Genomic DNA, 16292 nt, shown 5'->3' with positions numbered 1-16292 from the left:
CGCCCGTCCCGCGGGTCGACGGCCCGACTCGCCGCCGACCGCACCGTCGCACCGTCCGCTCGACGTCTTCTCCCCCGACGAGCTCCGGGCCCGGGCGGCTCAGTCCTCGAGTTCCTCCCGGAGCGTCTGCCTGACCGTCTCGAACAGCTCCCCGTCGTCGTGGCGCAGCGCCATCTGGATGTTCGCCTCCAGCCAGTCGGGGACGTTCCCGATGTGGAAGCGGTCCCCGTCGACCGCGCGCCCGCGGACGCGGTCGAGCCGACGCATCGCGTCGGTCAACTCGATCTCGCCGTCGGGCGCCGGCTCGATCGCCCGCAGGTGGTCGAAGATCTCGGGCGTGAACACGTACCGCCCGACGATCGCGAGGTTCGACGGCGCGTCCTCGCGCGCCGGCTTCTCCACGAAGTCCCGGACGGGGTAGCTCTCGCCGGCGGTGTCCTCGACGTCGGCGATCCCGTACGAGGAGACGTTCTCCCACGGGATCTCTTCGAGCGCGACGACCGACTCCCCGTACTCCTCGGCCGTCTCGATCAGCTGTGCGATCGGCGGCGTCTCGCTTTGGATGAAGTTGTCGCCGAGCAGCAGCGCGAACGGCTCGCCGCCGATGTGGTCCTCGGCGTACATGACGGCCTCCCCCAGCCCGTTGCGGTCCTGTTGCCGGATGTAGTGGATGTCGGCGAGCTCGGTGATCCCCCGAACCCGCTCCAGCCGGTCGTACTTGCCGCTCTTCTCCAGTTCGTGCTCCAGCTCGTAGGACTTGTCGAAGTGGTTCTCGAGGGAGTTCTTCCCGCGGCCGGTGACGATGATGATGTCGTCGATGCCCGCCTCGACCACCTCCTCGACGACGTACTGGATCGTCGGTTTGTCCAGCACCGGCATCATCTCCTTGGGCTGTGCCTTCGTCACCGGCAGGAACCGCGTCCCGTACCCGCCCGCGGGGATGACTGCCTTGTTGATCTCCATTGTCGGATGCTCAGACTCGCCCAGTATATACCTTCTCCAGTCGTCCGAACGCGGTCGCGCGCCGACCGGTCGTCCGGGGCCGACGGTGCCGTGACGGGCGATCGACTCCGCGCCACCGCCGAACGCGACGGCAGCCACCCCCCGTTCGGAGCGGGGACGGCGACGACGTGACCGACGAGTACGACGATCGATCCCGCCGAGGCGATGTTCCGGGTCGAGGCGTCGGGTGACCAAAGAAAGCGGGTGACGGGTTGGGGAATCACCCGCCGGGCCGGAACCGGAGTCGGTCGCGCCGTGGAGAACGCGACCGGGTGTGGTGCGATGCGATGGCAGACAGTCGGCCGGGGAGCCGCTGTCGGCGGTGTCCGAGCGTCGTCGACCGACGCCGCGTCGGTCGGCCGCACGACTCGAACGGTACTCGCGTCGGGGCGGCGACGAACCCCGTCGGCGAGTGATCTATGCGAGAGCGCTCGCGACTATTGTTACTCGTTCGGTATCCTCGACGGGACGGGCGCGAGAGGCACGACTGCGGGACCGAGCGTGCGCTCGTCACACGACGTGCGTGGTCGACCCGGGGCGGGCGGCCCGTCGGGGCCGCCCGAGGGTGTCCATGAAGAGCCGGCCGTCTCCCGGGTACACACCGCGCGGGGCGCGCGGGTGCGGCGAGGACCGTCGTCCCCCCACTCGCGCCGGCGTGGCCGGGTACCGCCCCCGCGAGCGATCGACCACAGCGCCGGACGGGAGATAGTAAGGCGGCCGATAACCGTCGCGACGGCGACCGCCGCAACGGTTTTGCCGCGCGTCGTCGCGTGTACGGTCGTGCGGCGACGCGTCCACGACACGACCGTTCGCGGCGTCGACGTCGGCCCCGAGACGCGCTGCGGGCACTACGACGGGCCGACCGACGTGATCGCCCTCCGGTTCGGCTGCTGTGAGGCGTTCTTCGCGTGTGCGGCCTGCCACGAGGCGACCGCCGACCACGCGGCCGCGGCCTGGCCGCGCGACCGGTTCGACGAGCCCGCGGTCCTGTGTGGCGTCTGCGGCGCGCGCCTCGCGGTCGGGACGTACCTCGAGGCCGACTTCGCGTGCCCGGACTGCGGCGCCGCGTTCAACCCCGGCTGTGCGCGCCACTACGACCGCTACTTCGAGGGCGTCGACCCGGTCGAGGGGTGACCACGGCGGGGCGGCGGGGGCCGTCGCCGCCGCGGCGGGCGGGCACCGTCGACCCCACCGGTAGCTTGATGCGACACAGGGGCGACGTTCGCGCCGTGACCGACGACGCCCCCGCCGAGCCGCTCGACGAGGCCCTGACCGAGGAGCTGGAGGACCCGCCGACCGACCTCGACGAGGAACTCGACGGGGCGGCCGACGAACTCGCGACGCTGGACACGGAGATCCGCGACCTCATCGAGTCGGTCCGCGAGGACGTCGAGACCCTCCGGACGGCCGTCCGCTACGAGGGGCAAGCGATCGAACCGTTGTTCGTCCGCGACGACGTCCGCGAGCAGTTCCCGCCCGCGGAGCTGCGCCAGCGCATGGAGGAACTCGTACTCAAGGGACTGGGCGACCCCCAGCGCGACGCGCCCCTCCACGACTACGGGACGCTCGACGCGACGATCCGCTGGTACGACGAGGTACTGGTCGCCTCCTTCCCCACCGGCGAGTGGTCCGGCATCCTGTTCGTGTTCGACCGCGAGGCGTCGCCGCTGGTCGATCTGGTCGGTCGACACCTCGACGACGACTGAGACCGCCGCCGCGCCCCCCACGCCCGTCGCCTCCCTCCCTCAGAACGCGGTCCACGAGCGCGGGCCGAACCGCCCGCCGCGGACCCGCAGTTCGCGTCCCTCGTCGGTCTGTCTGGTGTCGACGACCGCGTCGCACAGCTGCGTGAAGCGGGCGGCCGGCTCCGGGTCGGACGCCACCGTGTCGAGCGCGTACGCGCCGACGCAGTCGGCGCCGTCGACGCGCCCGGTGAGGACGTGCATGAACTGGTACACCCGGCGGAGGTCAGCGTACATCAACAGCGTCGACAGCGAGTGGAGACCCAGCGCGCCGCGGACCCGCTCGTCGGCGCGGTACCAGTCGTACAGCTGCCCGCTCGCGAGGATCCCGATCCCCGTGAGGTCGCCGGGGCCGCTCACGTGGCTCACCGCCGCGGTGTCGCGTGCGACCGCCATCGACCGCTGTCGGGAGACGCAGTCGACGAACTGCAGCGAGCGCTCGTCGCCGTAGCGGTCGCGGAACCCCTCGCGGAACCGGTCGACCCCGTGTTTCGTCGTCACCAGCATCGCCGCCGGGTCGGGGGCCGCCCCCAGCAGGTCGAGGAGGACCTCTCGTTTCCCGGTGAGTCCGGGGCCGGCGATCAACACGTTGGTCCCGGCGGGGACCGCTTCGGGGCGCAGCGGGGTGCGCGACGCCGACCCGTACTGGGCGTCTCCGGTCACGACGGATGCGTCGGCCGGGGGGACCAAAGCGTTTGTCCGTCGCGTCGGCGCCCGCGCGCCCGCCCGAGTCGCCGTCTGCGGGAGCCTTAACCCGCGCGAGCACCTCCGATCGCCCGTGAGCGACACCGAGACCGCGACGTTCGGCGGCGGCTGCTTCTGGTGCACGGAGGCGGCGTTCAAGGAACTGGCGGGCGTCCGCGAGGTCACCTCCGGCTACGCCGGCGGCCACGTCGAGAACCCTACCTACGAGGCGGTGTGCCGCGAGGAGACGGGCCACGCAGAGGTCACCCGCGTCGAGTACGACCCCGACGAGATCACCTACGCGGACCTGCTGGGCGTGTTCTTCACCGTCCACGACCCGACGACGCTGAACCGACAGGGCCCCGACGTGGGCACCCAGTACCGCTCCATCGTCCTCTACGAGACGGACGAGCAGCGCGAGACGGTCGAGCGCTTCGTCGTCGAACTCGCCGAGGAGGGCGCCTACGACGACGAGATCGTCACCGAGATCGAACCCCTCGAGGCGTTCTACGAGGCCGAGGAGTACCACCAGGACTACTACGATAAGAACCCCGGCGACAGCTACTGCACGTTCAACGCCGAGCCGAAGATCCGGAAGGTGCGCGAGAAGTTCGCCGACCTCGCGCGGACGCAGGAGGCGTAAGCCGACCCCGCGCCCCGGCCGACCCCGAGCGGGGGCGGCGGGTCGATGCGGAACGGTTCGAACAGCCCGAACGGGCCGATCTTGTGGGAGATGCTTCCGTCGAGACGCCCGCGTCGAGTGGACGCCGACGCCGGCGCCGTGTCGCACCCGGCCCGCGGGCAATACGCCGGGGCCCGTCATCCTGTCCGGCCCTCCGTTACCCGTTGGCAGCCCCGCGGCCGGATCACCGGGTCGACCGCGGCGGTCGCCGAGGTCGCGTCGGATGGCAACCGACGGAACGTATTAGCGGATGGGAGACATATGTGCACGATACACATGGTCGAGGTCACGTTCCTCGCCGTCATCGTCGCGCTGTTCGCCCTGCAGGTGGCGTTAGTGGTGTACGCCGGCGTCAGGCGCGACGGCGGCGACGGCCACGGGGTGAGCGACGGCCCCGACGCGGCGCCGGCGTCGACGCCGGAGTCGACCGCGGGCGCCGCGGACGGACGCGTCCGGCGGGGGCCGGGGGCGGACCGGTCGGGGACGGTCCGGTGTCACAGCTGTGACGCCGCCAACGACGACACGTTCCGGTTCTGCCGCAACTGCGTCGAGCGCCTCCCCGCCGGCGGGTACGGGGCGTCGGCGGCGGACGCCGCTCGCGGGTCGGCGCGGTGACCCCGACGGTCGACGCGGCCCGAGACGGTAGGCGCGACCTTCGGGGACGGAAGGCCGCCCGTACGACGGGTGTGAGTGGCCCTACCCTGTCGGTATCCGATCGCCGGGCTGTGACAAGCAGTATCGTTAAGCCGGGTGAGGCGTACTCCAGCCAATGACCCGTGACGACCCGATCGCCTCCGCGCTCCTGTCCGACTCAGCGTACGAACGGGTTCGCTACCAGCGGTTCGGCTGGTTCAAACAGTCGGTAACCCGTAAACTCACGCTCCAGAGCTACCTGCTCCACGTGCTGGCGGGCGTGCTCCCCGTGCTGGCGCTGTTGCCGGCGGAGCTCCGACGGGCCTACTTCGGCGGCCCGGTCGCCGCGGCGGCGCCGAAGGTCGGCCTCGTCGCGCTCGTCGCCGTCGGCGTCGTCGCGGCCGGCGGCCTCGGACTCGTCGCCGTGGCGGCCATCCGCCTCGCGCGCGGCGACGACTTCGACGAACACACCGCCCACTCGGTGCTCAACCTCGAGGACCTCGGCTCGATGGTGGGGCTCGCGACAGGCGGCGTCGCCACCGTCGCGACGTACACGTTCGTGCTGCTCGGGTTCGGCGGCGTCGACACGGTGCGCGCGTGGGTCGACTTCGGCGGCGGGAACCCCTACGCGCCCAGCGGGGTGAGCCTGGACGTCGCCACGGTCGCCGTCACCGCGCTCGTGCTCGGCGTCTGTCTCCAGGTCGCGGCCGCGTACCTCCACGCGCGGAGTCTGGACGAACCGGACGTCGACCTCTGACCCGACCGGCGTACCCGAACGTTTTCGGCGCCGCCGGCGTAGCGGGGCGCATGGACGGCTCCGACCTGTTCTTCCTGATCGTGTCGCTCGTGATCCTCGCGCTGGTCCTGCTCGGGATCGTGATCAGCGTGGTCTGACCGGGCGCGGGCCGACGACGGCGCGCGCGTCGGCGAGACGAGTGGCGGGCCGCTCAGACGCGCGGCTCGACCTCGGCGCCCTCGTCGAGCGCGCGGTTGTGCAGCGCCTCGCCCGTCGCCCCGTCGAACAGGTGGATCGCGTCCGCCGGGAACCGCGCGACGACGCGCTCGTCCGCGTCGAGCTGGCGCATCCCGCCGACGGTGGCGACGAACGGGTTCGTCGGGTCGGCCTCGAAGCCGAGGTACACGGCGTTCTCGTTGCCCATCGGCTCCACCACGTCGACGACGGTCGGGAACTCGTTGTCGGCGGTCGCCTCCGAGCCCACCGTCACCGCGATGTCCTCGGGGCGGATCCCGAGGGTGACGGTGCCCGCGTTCGCGACGGCGGTCGCCTGCTCGTCGGTCAGCGCGTACTCGAAGCGGTCGCCGACGAGGCGGTCGCCCTCGACGTCCATGTCGAAGAAGTTCATCGACGGCTCGCCGATGAACCCCGCGACGAAGCGGTTCGCCGGGCGGTGGTAACACTCCAGGGGCGTCCCCGCCTGCTGGAGTTCGCCGCCGTCGAGGACGGCGATCCGGTCGCCCATCGTCATCGCCTCCGTCTGGTCGTGGGTGACGTACACGGTCGTGGTGTCCAGATCCTCCTGAATGCGCTGGAGCTCCGTCCGCATCTGCGAGCGGAGCTTCGCGTCCAGGTTGGACAGCGGCTCGTCCATCAGGAACACCTCGGGCTCGCGCACGATGGCGCGGCCGAGCGCGACGCGCTGCTGCTGGCCGCCGGACAGCTCGCCGGGCTTGCGGTCGAGCAGCTCCGGGATCGACAGCAGGTCGGCGGCGTTCTCGACGCGCTCGGCGATCTCCTCGTCGGAGAGGTCCGTGGACTCCTCGAGTCCGAAGGACATGTTCTGGCGCGTCGTCATGTGCGGGTACAGCGCGTACGACTGGAACACCATCGCGATGTCCCGGTTCTGCGGCTTCTTGTTCACGATCGAGCGGCCGCCGAGGCGGATGTCGCCGCCGGAGACCGACTCCAGCCCGGCGATCATCCGCAGCGTCGTCGACTTCCCGCAGCCCGAGGGGCCCACGAGGACGAGGAACTCCCCGTCCGCGATGTCGACGCTCACGTCGTCGACGGCGACGATGTCGGAGCCGTCGTCGTCGGTGAACACCTTCCGTACGTCGTCGAGTTCGAGTCGTGCCATGTCAGATCCCTCCGTGTGTCCGGCGCGGCGACCCGAGCCGGTCGATAGTCGTGGGTCCCTCGCCCGGGACCGTGGGTGTTGCGGCGGTCGGCGTCGCGCCCCGTCCGCGTCGGTTCACGAGGCGACCCCCTCGGCGAACTCGTCGCCGAACAGGACGTACACGATGAGCGTCGGCAGCGCGGCCACGAACGCCCCGGCCATCCGGAGCGCGAAGTCCTGTCCCTCCTGCGACTCCCCGAGGCCCGCGAGGATGAGCACGACCGGCGCGGCCGGGCTCGACTCGGTGGACACGAGGATCAGCGCGAACAGGAGGTCGTTCCAGATCTGGGTGAACTGGTAGATGAGGACGACCGCGAACATCGGCGTCGAGATGGGGAAGACGATCCGGCGGTACACCCGCGCGAACGTCGCCCCGTCGAGGCGCGCGGCCTCGATCATCTCCTCGCTGACGGTCGTGTAGTAGCCGCGGAACAGCACCATACAGATCGGGATCCCGTAGGCGACGTGCGTGACGATCAGCTCGATCACGCCGGTGTACGCCCGCGGGACGCCGGCGACCCACAGCGGGGTCAACACCTCCGCCAGCGGCACCGACCCCCAGAACTGCGAGAGGGGGACGAGCACCGCCTGGTACGGGATGAAGATCGCCGCGACGAACATCGCGAGGATCGGCGCTTTGTAGCGGGCGCGCCAGTCGGCCTGCGTCAGCCCGTAGGCGGCGAAGCTCCCCAACAGCGCCGAGATCACCGTCGCGGGGACGGCGTACAGGGCGCTGTTGACCATGCCCCGCCCGAGCGCCTGGACGGCGGTCTCCCACTTCTCCAGCGTGAAGAACTCGCCCGGCGGCGGCGCGAACGGGAGCGTCGAGGAGACGCCCTCCGGGTTCGTCTTGAACGCGGTGACGAGCCCCGACTCGATCGGCGTCAGGTAGAAGGCCGTCAGGCCGAGCACGGCCGCGTACAGCGCGACGCGGTAGCCGTCCAGTCCCGCGAGGTCCTCGCGGACGCCCGCGAGGGCGCCCGACTGTTCGCCGTCGGTGGTTGGTGCGTCGCTCATAGCTCACCCTTGCTGTACTGGTAGTAGAGGTACGGGCCGATGATCGACAGCGCCATCAGGAACAGGATGATGGCGATGGCCGACGCGTACGCCCAGTTGTTCACGCTGTACGCCTCGCGGACCATCTTGGTCGCGAGGATGTCCGTGCCGTTCGGCGGGCGGTAGCCGCTGACCAGCGAGTAGAGGAAGTCGAACGCCTTCAGCGCGAACACCATCAGGACGATGGCGGCGCTGATGGTCGACCCCTTCAACTGCGGGACGATCACCCGCCAGTACATCTTCAGCGTCGACGCGCCGTCGACGCGTGCGGCCTCGAAGTGCTCCCGCGGGATGGCGCGCAGGCCCGCGAGGTACACGACCATCGTGTACCCCGAGAACTGCCACACCAGCGCGAACACGACCGCCCACAACACGATCTGTGAGTTGCCGATCCAGTTGATCGGGCCGATCCCGACCGTGCCGAGGAGGATGTTCACGACGCCGTTGTTGAAGTTGTACATCCACAGCCAGAACTGCGCCGTCACCACGAACGACAGGCTCATCGGGAGCAGGTAGATGGTGCGGAACGTGTTCTCGAAGCGGATGTCGCGGTCGACGAGGATCGCCAACACCAGTCCGAAGGCGAGCGCGACCGCCGTGAACGAGACAACCAACAGGAACGTGTTGACCGTCGCCTCGATCACGCCGGCGTCGTTGGCCGCCCGGACGTACATCTCGAAGTCGAGGTCCGAGTAGTCCGGCCCCACGAACCCCTGGTAGTCGGTCAGCGAGATGACGAAGTTCCACGCGATGGCGCCGTACACGAACAGCCCCATCAGGAGGAACGGCGGCAGCCAGAACACCGCCGACTCGGTGAAGTCCTCGCCGATCCGCTCGTCGAGGCGGTCGAGGAGCCCCCCGGTGCCGGCCGCGCCGGCCGCGCCGCCCGCGGCCGTCCCGCCGTCGGTCGCGACGCGGCCGTCGTCCGTCACGGCGTCGTCGTCACTGTCCCCGCCGCGCAGGGCGCGCCGGAGCCGTGTTCGAGTGCTCGAAAGAATGTCGCGCATGGGGACGCGCTCAGTTTGAGACGGCGTCGACGATGCCGTCGGCGGCGGCCTCGACGTTGTACGGGCCGGAGAACTCGCTGGCGATCACGTCGTTGAGCGCCGAGCGCTGCTCCGCGGAGATGCCCAGCCCGTGCTGGATGTTCGGCGGGCGCTGCTCGGCGTTCGCGAAGTCCTCGGCGGTCTCCTGCAGGTACGGGCCGAACTCGCCCATGTCGACGTCCGTCCGCGTCGGGATCGAGCCCTTGTACTGGTTGAACGCGATCTGGGCTTCCGTGCCGCCGACGAACTCGAGCCACGTCCGCGTCGCCTCGGGGCTCGGGTTGTTCGACGGGTAGAGGAACGAGTCGAAGTGGAGCGTGTACATCCCCTCCGTCCCGGGGAACGTCTTGAAGCCCCAGTCCTCGTTGTAGTCGAACCCGTCCGCGTTCCGATACGCGCCGGCCGCCCAGTTGCCCTGGTGGATGAAGGCGGCCTCGCCCTCGATGATGTTCTGGTTGGACTCCGTCAGCCCGATCGACGCGGAGTCCTCGTTGATGTAGTTCTCGAACACCGTCGCGAGCGCGTCGAGCGCGCCGACCACGTCGCCGCGGTTCGGGCTGCCGTCGACGAAGCTCATGTAGCTGTCGTAGCCGGCCGTCGACAGCAGCATGACGCCGAACAGCTGCGCCTTCGTCCAGGTCCCGCTCCCGCCGTGGGTCATCGGGATCTTGTCCGTCTCGGTGGCGACCGTCTCCAGCGCGCCGAGCAGGTCCTCCGCGCTCGTCAGCGAGTCGGGGTCGACCCCCGCCTCCTCGACGACGGAGACGTTGTAGAACAGGCAGTTGAGCCGGTGCGACCCGAGTGGGACGGCGCGGAACGCGCCGTTGTACTGGTGCAGGTCGACGGCCTCGTCGATGTGGGAGTCGGTGAAGCCGGCCTCCTCCCAGAGGTCGGAGATGTCGCCCAACACGCCCTCGTAGCGCGCGAGGTTGGGGCCCGGCCAGTTCGCGAACGAACTCGGCGGGTTGTCGTTCTGGAGGCGGTTCGCGACGACCGCGTCCAGGTTCTGGTTGCCGCCCCCGCCGATGGGGTTCATGTCGAGTTCGGTGTCGGGGTGGGCCTCGTTGAACGCCTCCTCGAGGGCATCGGCGGCCGTCGCGCCGTCGCCGCCCGTCCAGCCGTGGAGCACCTCGACGGGGGCGTTGCCGCCGCCACCGCCGCCGCCCATACAGCCGGCGAGGCCGAGCATGCCCGCGGCGCCGACGCCGCCGGCGCCCTTCAGTACGTCTCGTCTGTTGAGTTCCGTGTCCTTCATCATCGTTCCTCCGTGCGTGGAGCCATGTCACGGTTCCTCCAGACGACACTTAAGACTTTCCGAAGTTTACTCCGCTGTGAGTGAAAATATGGTACAACGGGCGTTGTACCTCTCGAAATCGGCGGATTGCGGTTCGGGCAAAATTCGTCGGTGCAACCGCATATCGGTTCCGATCAGGTGTCGTCCGACCCGCCGTCGTTCGGACGGTCCGTCGCGGCCGGCACCGGCTCGTCGGTGCCGGCGAGCGCGTTCAGCAGGACGACCGCTTCGGGCTTCGACAGCGGCTCGTTGGCGTTGCCGCAGTGGGGCGACTGGACACACGCCGGACAGCCGTCGGCGCAGTCGCAGGCGGCGATCATCTTCGCCGTCCGCGCGAGCAGGCGGTCGGCCGACCGGTACGACGCCCGCGTCAGCCCGACGCCGCCGGGGTAGCCGTCGTAGATGAACACCGTCGACTGCCCGGTGTGTGGGTGGAACGGCGTCGACACGCCGCCGATGTCGGCGCGGTCACACAGCAGGTCCAGCGGCATGAGCGAGATGGAGCCGTGCTCGGCCGCGTGGATGCCGCCGTTGAACCCCGCCTCGCCGCGGCCCGCCGCGGTCGCCAGCGCGCGCATCTCGCGTTCCACGTCCTCGGGGACGGTGTAGTACAACCCCCGCGTCCGCAGCTCCGTCTCCGGCAGGTCGAGCGCCTCCGCGCCCATCGTCTCGCCGGTCGAGCCGTCCTTGCGCTCGAAGCCGGTGATCTGTTCGGCGACGGTGACGTCCGCGAACCGCACCTCGACGTCGTCGCGGGCGTCGAGCGGCCGGCTCCGGAGGTCCTCGTTGACGGTCACGTCCTTGTCGGTCAGCACCCGGGTGTAGTAGTCGGCCCACGTCGGCCGGAGACGGGCCACGTCTTTGCCGAGGTCCAACTCGTCGACCTCGTACGTCTGCCCCTGGTGGTGGTAGATGGCGCCGGGGTGGGCGTCGCGCAGCGCGTCGCCGAACGACAGCGACGCGATCGTGTCGTTGTTGCGGGCGTCCACGAGGTCGACCTCGCGGTCGTCGATGGTGCGCAGGCTCATCGAGTGTTGGGCGCTCCCCGGCCCGTCGTACGTCCATCGCGGCCCCCGGGAGGTGTCCATCCGTTCGAGGGTGCCGTCGGCCTCCAGCGCCTCCACCACGGACTCGAAGGAGTCGCCGAAGTGGCTCGCGTCCTCGGGGCGCAGCCAGTTCTCGTCGGCGGCGCTGGCGACGTGACTCGGCAGCAACTCGGCGTTCTCCGGGTCGACCATCGCCCGCTCGGGGTCGCCCTCGAACAGGTCGTCCGGGTTCGCCATCAGGTACTGGTCGAGTTGGTCCTCGCCGCCGACCATGACGACGAGCGCGTCGTCGGTGCCGCGCCCCGCGCGGCCGGCCTGCTGGAACGCGGACATCCGCGTGCCGGGGTAGCCGTCGAGGATCACCGCGTCCAGCCCCCCGACGTCGACGCCGAGTTCCAGCGCGTTCGTCGACCACACGCCCGCCACGTCGCCGCTGTGGAGGCCGCGTTCGATCTCGCGGCGGCGCTCGTTCGTGAGGCTCGCCTGGTACGCCTCCACGCGATTGGCGACGTCCCCTTCGCCGCGCCGGCGCAACTCCTTGGCGGCGTCGGTCGCGTACCGCTCGGCGGTCTGGCGGGCGCGGGTGAACACCAGCGTCTGGTACCCCTCCTGCACGAGGTCGCAGAACAGCCGCTTCGTCTCGGTGTGGCTCGACTTGCGCCGTCCCGACTGCCGATCCGCCTGCTCGCCGGTGTACTCCGGTGGGTTCCACAGCACCCAGTGGCGCGGGCCGCGCGCGGAGGTGTCCTCGTCGACGAGCGTGAAGGTCGACTCCGGCCGCGCCGTGACGCGGGCGGCGTGCTCGACGGGGTTGCCGATGGTGGCCGAACAGCAGACGAACTGCGGGTCCGCCCCGTAGCGCTCGCAGATCCGGTTGAGCCGGCGCATCACCAGCGCGACGTGGCTCCCGAACACGCCCCGGTAGCCGTGCACCTCGTCGATGACGACCGTCTCCAGCGAGCCGAAGAACCACTCCCAGTGCTTGTACGCCCACGGGAGCAGCCCGTAGTGGAGCATGTCCGGGTTCGACAGCAGGACTGTCGGCTGGCGGTCGCGCACGTCCCGCTTCTCGGCCTTCGACAGGCGGCCGGTGTACTGTTCGACGGAGACGCGCGACCCGAAGCCGAGCCCGTGGGCCAGCTCCGACAGCGTCTCCTCCTGGTCGGCGATCAGCGCGTTCTGCGGCGCGAGGTACAGCGTCCGGCCGCCGTGGTCCATCGCCCGCTCGAACGCGGGCACGGTGTACGCGAGCGACTTCCCGCTCGCGGTCCGGGTCGCGAGCACCACGTCGCCGCCGTCGCGCACCGCCTCGACGGCCTCGGCCTGGTGGCGGTACAGCGAGTCGATGCCGTCGTCGGCGAGCGCGCTCGCCAGTCGGGGCTCCAACTCCACGTCGGCGAAGGCGGCCTCGCGCCCCGGGAGGGTGCGGCTGTCGGCGACCTGTCCCTCGTAGTACGGGCGCGAGCGCAGCCACTCGACGGTGTCGTCCACGGCTGTCGATCCGTGGGCCGGCGCGCGCTTACCGGTTCCGGTCGCCCCGGCCGCCGCGGCGCGGGTCGCTACTCGCGGGCGTCGGCGACCGGGATGGTCGACTCCGCGCGCTCGCGCAGCGCCTCGTTCATCGTCTCGAAGCCGGCGCGGAGCCGGTCGCGCAGCGGGCCGGGGACGAGCGCGCCGGCGACGCCTCCGAACGTCTCGACCTGCGTGAACCGCGTCCGGGTGCCGTCGTCGAGCGGCTCCAGCAGGAACCGGTGGGTGGCGTCGAACGACCCGGGGACGGGCGCCGCCGAGCGCCACGCCAGTTCGCGCGCCGGCTCGACGCGCGTCACGGTCGGCGCGATGACCGTCGGGGGGAGCCCCCGCTGGGTGAGGAGGACTCGGAGGCGCCGGTCGGCCTCCGCGCGGCCGTCGACGCGCCGGATCAGCGGGTTCCAGTCGGGGTAGTCGTCGAACGCGAGCAGCACCCGCCACACGGCCTCGGGGGCGGCGTCCACCTCGACGCCGGCCTCGACGCGGGTCACGGGTCGACCCCCGGGTCGCGGTCGGCGTCGGCGCCGGGGACGTCGATACCGGCGTCGCGCGCCAGCGACACCAGTCCGACGCCGTCGTACAGGTCGACGGGCGCCGCCCGGGCGCGACGGGTCGCCTCCGGCGCGACGTCGCCGACGGTCGCCAGCACCGCGAACGAGAGCCCGCGCTCGGCGACGAACACGGCGAAGTCGTTCACGTCCGCGACGGTCACGTCCGCGCGACACACCCGCACGACCGCCCGCTCCGGTTCCCCGTCCGGTCGCTCGCGCGCGAGCGACAGCTCCGCCGTCCCGTCCGGCGTCACGGGGGCGGCGGCGGCGTCGTACACCGGCCAGACGGCGCCGAGCCGCTCGACGAAGCCGGCGAACGCGGCGTCCGGGAGCGCCGCGAGCCTGTCGGCCGGATGTCGCATACGCTGTAGTAGCCGCCGACCCGGGAAAAGCGCTCCCGTCGGGGCCAGCATTGATTACCGCCGGGGTGTGACCCCCTCGGTATGGACCGGAGGGCGAAGGCGCGCGAGTACGACGACCCGGTGACGCTGACGGTGCCGGGCGGCGAACTCGTCGTGGACGCCGCGTACGTCGACGCCCCGACCGACGAGATCCGCCGGCAGGCGCGGGAGTACCGGACGGGGAGCCGCGAGTCGTTCGACCTCCCGGTGCGCTACCCGGACGGCTTCCTCGGCCGCGTGATGGGCGCGATGGCGGCCATCCCGTACGGCGAGACGCGGACGTACGGCGACGTCGCCGCCGACCTCGGCAACGCGCCGCAGCCGGTCGGCGCGGCCTGCGGCCGCAACCCCGTCCCGCTGCTCGTGCCGTGCCACCGCGTCGTCGCCGCCGACGGGGTCGGCGGCTTCTCGGCGGCGGGCGGGCCGGCGCTGAAGCGTCGCCTCCTCGACCACGAGCGCAGCGAGTCCGTCCAGACGACGCTCGCGGACGCCCCGACGCGGGCCGACGGGGACGACACGGACGCCGGCGACCGCCCCGACCCGTGAGCGACGGCGGCACCTACACGCTGGTGTTCGCGGTTCCGCGGCCGATCGACGTCGCGGTGGGCGCGCTCGGCGACCGCCGGCTCCCCGCCGGCGGCTACGCCTACACCGGCAGCGCGCTTGGCGCCGGCGGCTTCTCGCGGGTCGACCGCCACCGACGCGTCGCGGCCGGCGACCACGGCGTCCGCCACTGGCACGTCGACTACCTCGGCGGGCACCCGGCGGTGTCGCTCGTCGGCGTCGAGCGCGCGGGCGGCGGTCGCGACGCGGAGTGTCGGGTCGCGCGGACGCTGGCGGCCGACGGGGCCGCCGCCGAGCCGGTGCCGGGGTTCGGTTCCTCCGACTGCGGGTGCCCGGCGCACCTCGCGCGGTACCCCGGCGTCGACGACGCACTCGCGGCCGCCGCCGCGGCGTACGCCCCGCTCCGGGAGGGGTCGGGGTCACGCCGGTGACGGAGCGCTTTTGCCCCGCGCCCCGAACGCCGGTGTATGTTTCCGCCGCTCTCGTACCTCCAGTGGATCGAGGGTCGTCCCGAGGCCGCCGACCACGACCTCGGCTCCAGCGACCTCCGGAGCGTCGCGCCGCCGACGCACGCCGACCCCGTGCCGCCGCGGCTCGCCGGGCTGGACGCCCCGGACGACGACACCGGCCTCCGCGAGTACGTGGCCGCGGAGTACGACGTCCACGAGTCGCGGGTGTTGCCGGCGGCGGGCGCGACACACGCCGGCTTCCTCGCGAGCGCGACGGCGGGCGCGCTGGCACGCGAGCGAGCGCCCGCAGCCGAGTCCGGCGACGGTGACGAGGAGGCCCCGCGCCCGTGGGCGCTGGTCGAGAAGCCGGGGTACGAGCCGCTCGTCGAGACGCCGCGCACGCTGGGGCTCCGGGTCGGTCGCTTCCGCCGGCCGGACGGCGACGCCGCGCTCGACGCCGAGCGGGTGGCGGCGGCGGCGGCCGACCTGCCCGGGCCGCTCGGGCACGCGACGGTGACGAACCGGCACAACCCGACGGGCCGGCTGTCGACGCGGTCGACGCTGGCGGAGGTGGCGGCCGCCGTCGACGACGAGGGCGGCTACCTGCTCGTCGACGAGGTGTACGCGCCGTACACCGTCGACGACGGCGCGGGGCCGTTCGGCGGGCCGACCGGCGCGGGCCTGCCGTCGACGGTCGCCGTCGGGTCGCTGACCAAGTTCCACGGCCTCGGCGGCCTGCGCGTCGGGTGGATCGTCGGCCCCGAGCGGTTCGTCGAGCGGGCGCGACAGGTCGAGCAGTACGTCCCGGCGCTGGCGGCCCCGAGTACCGCCCTCGCCCGACGGTTCTTCGCCAACCGCGACGCGCTCGTCGCCGAGGCGCGCGAGCACTGCCGCACGAACCACGACCTCCTCCGGTCGTTCGTCGACGGACGCGACGACCTCTCGGGCCACGTCGACGCCGGGGCGCCGTTCGCCTACCTCGAACACGAGCGCGCCGACGGCGACGCCGTCGCCGCGGCGGCGTGGGACGCCGGCGTGCTCGTCGTCCCGGGGCGGTTCTTCGGGCTCGACGAGGGGGTCCGCGTCTCGCTGGGTCGGACCCCCGACGACTGCGAGGCCGCGCTGGCGGCGTTCGGCGCCGTTCTCGACGACCTGTAGGCGTCACACGGCGACGACGCGGTCGTGGTCGGCGACGCCCTCGACGACGTGTTCGTTCGTCCGGGCCGGCCGGCGTGCGCCCGTCGCGCGTCCCCGAACCCGGACGCGGACGGCCGCTCCCTCACTCCGTCTCGTCGTCGCCGCGGTAGCCGCGGGCGAACGAGAACCCGGCCACCAGGGCGAGGACGGCGAGCAGGCCCAGCAGGAACCCGCCGACGCTGTCGTTCAGCGGGACGCCGTCGGAACCGCGGCCGAAGAAGTACAACACCCCGAACACCGAGAGGAAGCCGATCAGCGGGAGCGCCGTCAGTCGATTCAT

General features: G+C 71.8%; 18 protein-coding genes. 8 read left to right on the top strand and 10 right to left on the bottom strand.

Translation table 11 applies throughout. The annotated features are described in order from the left end of the window. Positions 1–99 precede the first annotated feature (99 nt). The gene (gene galU / locus P0R35_RS03600) at positions 100–963 is read right to left on the bottom strand and encodes a UTP--glucose-1-phosphate uridylyltransferase GalU (RefSeq protein ID WP_284013862.1); all 864 of its coding nucleotides are present in this window, start codon (positions 961–963) and stop codon (positions 100–102) included. Positions 964–1782: 819 nt separating this feature from the next. Here galU and P0R35_RS03595 point away from each other — a divergent pair. Together P0R35_RS03595 and P0R35_RS03590 are read left to right on the top strand one after the other, a co-directional pair. Further along, positions 1783–2136: a CHY zinc finger protein gene (locus tag P0R35_RS03595; protein ID WP_284013861.1), complete on the top strand. Its 354-nt coding sequence runs from the start codon at positions 1783–1785 to the stop codon at positions 2134–2136. 95 nt (positions 2137–2231) lie between these two features. Next, the gene (locus P0R35_RS03590; protein WP_284013860.1) at positions 2232–2708 is read left to right on the top strand and encodes a DUF7522 family protein; all 477 of its coding nucleotides are present in this window, start codon (positions 2232–2234) and stop codon (positions 2706–2708) included. Positions 2709–2747: 39 nt separating this feature from the next. Here the strand turns inward: P0R35_RS03590 and P0R35_RS03585 are convergent, their stop codons facing one another. Beyond that, positions 2748–3407: a DUF7504 family protein gene (locus P0R35_RS03585; protein WP_284013859.1), complete on the bottom strand. Its 660-nt coding sequence runs from the start codon at positions 3405–3407 to the stop codon at positions 2748–2750. Positions 3408–3522: 115 nt separating this feature from the next. Here P0R35_RS03585 and msrA point away from each other — a divergent pair, with 115 nt between their 5' ends. From msrA to P0R35_RS03570, 3 genes are all read left to right on the top strand, one after another. Next, positions 3523–4071 carry a peptide-methionine (S)-S-oxide reductase MsrA gene (gene msrA, locus P0R35_RS03580; RefSeq protein WP_284013858.1) on the top strand — a complete coding sequence of 183 codons (549 nt, stop codon included), beginning with the start codon at positions 3523–3525 and terminating at the stop codon, positions 4069–4071. Positions 4072–4386: 315 nt separating this feature from the next. After that, a complete protein-coding gene (locus tag P0R35_RS03575; protein WP_284013857.1) occupies positions 4387–4725 on the top strand; it encodes a DUF7577 domain-containing protein in 339 nt (112 codons plus the stop codon). 154 nt (positions 4726–4879) lie between these two features. Beyond that, on the top strand, positions 4880–5500 hold the full coding sequence (locus P0R35_RS03570) for a hypothetical protein (RefSeq protein ID WP_284013856.1): 621 nt from the start codon (positions 4880–4882) through the stop codon (positions 5498–5500). Positions 5501–5690: 190 nt separating this feature from the next. On the opposite strand, the gene P0R35_RS03565 is transcribed toward P0R35_RS03570, so the two are convergent. The 7 genes from P0R35_RS03565 to P0R35_RS03535 form a co-directional block, all read right to left on the bottom strand. Beyond that, entirely contained in the window at positions 5691–6839 is a 1149-nt protein-coding gene (locus P0R35_RS03565; protein WP_284013855.1) for an ABC transporter ATP-binding protein, read from the bottom strand. A gap of 114 nt (positions 6840–6953) precedes the next feature. After that, on the bottom strand, positions 6954–7895 hold the full coding sequence (locus P0R35_RS03560; protein ID WP_284013854.1) for a carbohydrate ABC transporter permease: 942 nt from the start codon (positions 7893–7895) through the stop codon (positions 6954–6956). Beyond that, complete coding sequence (locus tag P0R35_RS03555; RefSeq protein WP_284013853.1) at positions 7892–8941, bottom strand: carbohydrate ABC transporter permease; 1050 nt, start codon at positions 8939–8941, stop codon at positions 7892–7894. The genes P0R35_RS03560 and P0R35_RS03555 overlap by 4 nt, the downstream gene beginning before the upstream one ends. A gap of 10 nt (positions 8942–8951) precedes the next feature. Next, positions 8952–10238 (bottom strand): ABC transporter substrate-binding protein, encoded by a 1287-nt coding sequence (locus tag P0R35_RS03550; protein WP_284013852.1) that lies wholly within the window; start codon positions 10236–10238, stop codon positions 8952–8954. A 170-nt stretch (positions 10239–10408) separates the two neighbouring features. After that, positions 10409–12811 (bottom strand): DEAD/DEAH box helicase, encoded by a 2403-nt coding sequence (locus tag P0R35_RS03545; RefSeq protein ID WP_284013851.1) that lies wholly within the window; start codon positions 12809–12811, stop codon positions 10409–10411. Between the two features lie 68 nt (positions 12812–12879). Further along, a complete protein-coding gene (locus tag P0R35_RS03540) occupies positions 12880–13341 on the bottom strand; it encodes an SRPBCC family protein (protein ID WP_284013850.1) in 462 nt (153 codons plus the stop codon). After that, positions 13338–13763, bottom strand: a complete 426-nt coding sequence (locus P0R35_RS03535; RefSeq protein ID WP_284013849.1) for a restriction endonuclease — start codon at positions 13761–13763, stop codon at positions 13338–13340. The genes P0R35_RS03540 and P0R35_RS03535 overlap by 4 nt, the downstream gene beginning before the upstream one ends. A gap of 120 nt (positions 13764–13883) precedes the next feature. Between P0R35_RS03535 and P0R35_RS03530 the strand changes: the two genes are divergently transcribed. The 3 genes from P0R35_RS03530 to P0R35_RS03520 are packed head-to-tail and all read left to right on the top strand — an operon-like array spanning position 13884 to position 15973. Continuing rightward, positions 13884–14348, top strand: coding sequence for a methylated-DNA--[protein]-cysteine S-methyltransferase (locus P0R35_RS03530; protein ID WP_284014691.1), 465 nt, complete (start codon positions 13884–13886; stop codon positions 14346–14348). Then, complete coding sequence (locus P0R35_RS03525) at positions 14345–14797, top strand: GIY-YIG nuclease family protein (RefSeq protein ID WP_284013848.1); 453 nt, start codon at positions 14345–14347, stop codon at positions 14795–14797. Before P0R35_RS03530 ends, P0R35_RS03525 begins: the two co-directional genes overlap by 4 nt. A gap of 36 nt (positions 14798–14833) precedes the next feature. Then, on the top strand, positions 14834–15973 hold the full coding sequence (locus P0R35_RS03520; protein ID WP_284013847.1) for a pyridoxal phosphate-dependent aminotransferase: 1140 nt from the start codon (positions 14834–14836) through the stop codon (positions 15971–15973). A gap of 121 nt (positions 15974–16094) precedes the next feature. On the opposite strand, the gene P0R35_RS03515 is transcribed toward P0R35_RS03520, so the two are convergent. Further along, complete coding sequence (locus tag P0R35_RS03515; protein ID WP_284013846.1) at positions 16095–16292, bottom strand: hypothetical protein; 198 nt, start codon at positions 16290–16292, stop codon at positions 16095–16097.

The organism is Halobaculum litoreum, assembly GCF_030127125.1.
Lineage (GTDB): Archaea > Halobacteriota > Halobacteria > Halobacteriales > Haloferacaceae > Halobaculum > Halobaculum litoreum.
Note: the sequence above shows the minus strand (reverse complement) of the source record. Positions and strands in the feature narration are given on the sequence as shown.